4 protein-coding genes are annotated in these 3,746 nt (G+C 70.0%); 1 reads left to right on the forward strand and 3 read right to left on the reverse strand.

The genetic code is table 11. The features are described 5' to 3' along the window. Positions 1–10: 10 nt before the first annotated feature. The gene (locus HY703_02015; GenBank protein MBI4543954.1) at positions 11–724 is read left to right on the forward strand and encodes a class I SAM-dependent methyltransferase; all 714 of its coding nucleotides are present in this window, start codon (positions 11–13) and stop codon (positions 722–724) included. Here the strand turns inward: HY703_02015 and HY703_02020 are convergent. The 3 genes from HY703_02020 to HY703_02030 form a co-directional block, all read right to left on the reverse strand. Then, the gene (locus HY703_02020) at positions 669–1,277 is read right to left on the reverse strand and encodes a cation transporter (protein ID MBI4543955.1); all 609 of its coding nucleotides are present in this window, start codon (positions 1,275–1,277) and stop codon (positions 669–671) included. The genes HY703_02015 and HY703_02020 overlap by 56 nt on opposite strands. Positions 1,278–1,376: 99 nt before the next feature. Continuing rightward, the gene (locus HY703_02025) at positions 1,377–1,904 is read right to left on the reverse strand and encodes a VIT1/CCC1 transporter family protein (GenBank protein MBI4543956.1); all 528 of its coding nucleotides are present in this window, start codon (positions 1,902–1,904) and stop codon (positions 1,377–1,379) included. Between the two features lie 83 nt (positions 1,905–1,987). Then, the gene (locus HY703_02030; protein ID MBI4543957.1) at positions 1,988–3,166 is read right to left on the reverse strand and encodes a TIGR04053 family radical SAM/SPASM domain-containing protein; all 1,179 of its coding nucleotides are present in this window, start codon (positions 3,164–3,166) and stop codon (positions 1,988–1,990) included. Between the last annotated feature and the right edge of the window lie 580 nt (positions 3,167–3,746).

The following is a 3,746-nucleotide window of genomic DNA, read 5'->3' on the forward strand; positions in this document are numbered from 1 at the left end:
CGCGGGAGGCCTGCCCTATATCCCCCCGCTACGGTTCACGTGGCTGACTCGCTGGTACGATTTCCTGATCCGTTGGACGATACGCGAGTCGACATTCAAGAGGCGGCTCCTGGCGCAAGCCGGCCTGCGCAACGGGGACCGCGTGCTCGACCTGGGGTGCGGCACGGCGACGCTCACGCTGATGGTCGCGCGGGCGTATCCGGGAGCGCTGGTGGCGGGCGTGGACGCTGATCCTGCGGCGCTCGCCCTCGCCAGGAGCAAGGCGGCGCAGGCCGGGCTGGGGCTGCAGCTCACTCAAGCGTTTGCCTCGAGCCTGCCCTACCCCGATGGCAGCTTTGACCGGGTGCTCTCCAGTCTGCTGTTCCACCATCTGACGGCCGAGGAGAAGCGGCGCAGCCTGGAGGAGGTGTGGCGTGTGCTCAAACCCGGGGGCGAAATTCACATCGCAGATTGGGGTCAGGCGCGGAGCAGGATCATGCGTGCGGCGTTCCTGCTCGTCCAGTTGATTGACGGCTTCGAGACGACGGGTGAGAACGTGAAGGGGCGTCTGGCAGGCTACCTGGAGGGGGCAGGCTTCGCCGGGGTCGAGGAGGCGGCCCGGTACGACACAGCTTTCGGCACGATCTCGCTCTATCGCGGCGCGCGGCCGCTGGTAACGCGCGGTTCGATCAGGCGCCCTCGGACTGCTCCCCCCGAAGCGCCTCCACCCCCTCCTGCGCGATGACGGGCACCATCGCGAGCGCAGCCACGGGGTCTGCCCACCACCAGCCCAGGACCGCATTGAGCGCGAGCCCGCCCAGCAGGATGGCCGACAGGTAAGCGCAGATCGAGGTCTGGCGCGAATCGCTCTCCAGCGCGCGACTCTGGATCCTGGCCGCCACGGCCCGCTTCTGCCGCGCCAGCCAGGGCATGACCAGGAGCGAAAGTACAGCGATGCCGATGCCGAGGTAGCTGGCGTCGGGCGGTTTTCGGGAGATCAGGGACTCGGCCGCTTCATAGGCGACGTAGCCGGCCAGAGCCAGAAAGGAAACGCCGACCAGCCTGAGCGCGGTCCTCTCGCGCTCCTGCTGCGCAGCGCCCTCCTGCAGGCGCCACAGCAGCGCGGCGCCCGAGGCGCTCTCTATGGCCGAGTCTACACCGAAGCCAATGAGCGCCGTCGATCCCGCCAGGACCCCGGCAGCCAGGGAGGCGGCAGCCTCCAGTGCGTTCCAGCCGATCGTCAAGTACTCGAGACGCCGGCCCCGCCGGAGCGCGGTCACTTCTTCGACGGCGTGCACCTGCGGCCTCCCAGGGTGGGCTTCAAGAGCGATGTTGGCGCCATCAGGGCCTCGCTCCCAGCCTTCGACCAGCCTCAGAAAATCCCGTTCCGGGGGCGCTCAGGAGGCGAGTCCAGGCGCTGTCCCCGCCGTGAGCCGCGCCAGCAGCGCGCCCAGCGCATAGGCCACGGCGGCGGCGCTGGCGCCCACCAGCAGCATCTCGAGGCCGCTGCGCCACCAGCGGCGGCCGGTGACGTAGGTCCGGGCCGCACCCACGCCGAAGAGCGTGAGCAGCGTGAGCACCGTCGCCACCGCGAAGCGGCCGTCCACGGCGATGGGGGCAATATAGGCCGCGAGCGGCACGGCGCCCGCCAGCAGGAAGGCGCCGAAGGTGGCGGCGCCGTGGCGCAGCGCGTGCGGCTCCTGAACCCCAAGCCCGGCCGCCTCGCGGGCCGCCTCCTGCGAGCGGATGGAGAGGAAGTTGCTGGCGCCCATGGAGAAGCCGTCCGCCACCAGGTTGGCCAGCCCCAGGATCAGGACAATGCGCGCGGAGAGCTCCGCACCCGCGACGCCCGCGACCACGGCGAAGGTGGTGATGATGCCGTCGTTCGCGCCGTAGACCAGGTCGCCCAGGTAGTGCTGGAACATCTCCCGCGGCGTGCTGGGCTCGGAGGGCAGGACGGCGCCGGGCATGGGATCGGGCTGTTCCGCGTTATCGCGAGCGAACGGGCTCAGGCGCCGGCGCCGCCAGCACCGGTGCTGCGCCTTGCTGCCGGCGGCTGGGGGGCCGGCTGTGGCCTGGCCCTGCCCACGCGCCTCCGGCGCCGCGGCTGGTAGGCGCAGAGAGGCTCGGCCGCCAGCCAGTCCCCGGTCATGGCGTAGGCCCGGGCGCGGCTGCCGCCACAGACGTTGCGGAACTCGCACACGCCGCACTTGCCCTTGAGCCTCGAGCGGTCCCGCAGCTCGCAGAACAGCGCCGAGCCCCGGTAGACCTCGACCAGGTCATCCGTCCGAACGTTGCCTGCCCGGACGGGCAGGAACCCCGAAGGATAGATCTCACCCGTGTGACTGACGAACAGGAAGCCGTCGCCATCGTTCACGCCCCGGGCGCGCCCGATCCCGTCCCCGGCCGAGACAGGCCCCTGCTTCGCCAGGGCGCTCGGCCGCGCGCACCCGTAGCCCAGCCGCCGCTCCTCCACCCGGCGCTGCAGCACCACGCGGCTGTATTGCGGCGCCGCCGTGGCCTTGATGTCGAAGGGCACCTCGCGCGCGAGATCGTACATCTTGTGGAAGACGGCCTCGAACTCCGCCGCGCTGGGAAGGTCCTCACCCCGCGCGCGGCCCGTGGGGACCAGGAAAAAGACCTCCCAGAAGACGATGCCCAGCCGGCGCATGAGCGCGGACAGCGCCTCGAAATCCTCCACGTTGTGCCGCCCCACCACGGTGTTCACCTGCGTGGAAAGCCCCACCTCCCGCGCCTCGCGCAGCACCCGCAACGCCTCGTCGAAAGAGCCCGGCACGCGCCGGAATGCGTCGTGGATGGCCGGCCTCGAGCCATCCAGGCTCACCGCCAGCCGCGCCAGCCCCGCGGCCTTGAGCGAGGTCAGCAGGTCGCGCGAGGCCAGCGGCGTCGCGGCCGGCGTCATGGCCACCCGCAGCCCCAGCCCGGTGGCGTGCGAAACCAGCTCCACCATGTCCGGCCGCTTCAAGGCGTCGCCGCCGCTGAACACGAAGATGATCGGGCCGAAACGGCGCACCTCCTCCAGCAACCGTTTGGCCTCCGCCGTGGTGAGCTCGAGGGGATGGCGGAGCGGCACGGCCTCGGCCCGGCAATGCCGGCACGCCAGATCGCACGCCCGCGTGGTCTCCCAGATCACCAGGAAGGGCGCCTGCGAAAAGTCCACACGCATTTCGGGTCTCCTTCTTCCCGAGCGCTACTCCACCGTTCCACAAACCTTATTCACCGCAGAGGGCGCAGAGTGGCAGCGAGTGTCTGACGGCGTTTTATCTCCGTTCCCAGCGCTCGGCAGTGAATTGACAGGTCAACGCAGTTGCGAACGAGGGTAAATGCCTTGCCGGTGCCGACTGCACCAGCAGGCTCCGTACCGCGCCGCTGCGCGAAGCTAAGTGCCCATGTCACAGCGCATTACATTCGAAGGCCGCGTCACCATCTGAGGGCGCACGGGACAAAATGCCCGATCCAGCGGGGTAAACCAGGGGCAGGCCAGATTCCGCCTGCAGCAACAGCTCTTTCTGCGGCGCAGCCTTGCCACACGTTTGGGGCGCGGCGCCCCGGGGCGGGGCGTACGGGCCTGGCATGGGCCTGGCCGCTATAGACCTAACCCCAAGTCGGACAGCGAGTTGTGATGTTGGTCGAGGGGTCCGGCCGGCGGGCATGAAACTCGCCGGAATGCGGGGCGGGGGACGCCCCGGAGGGGGCGAAGGAGATCCAAATGACAGGGAAACGATGGGAACGGCTGGCGGCGCGGC

This window comes from Gemmatimonadota bacterium, from assembly GCA_016209965.1.
GTDB lineage: Bacteria > Gemmatimonadota > Gemmatimonadetes > Longimicrobiales > RSA9 > JACQVE01.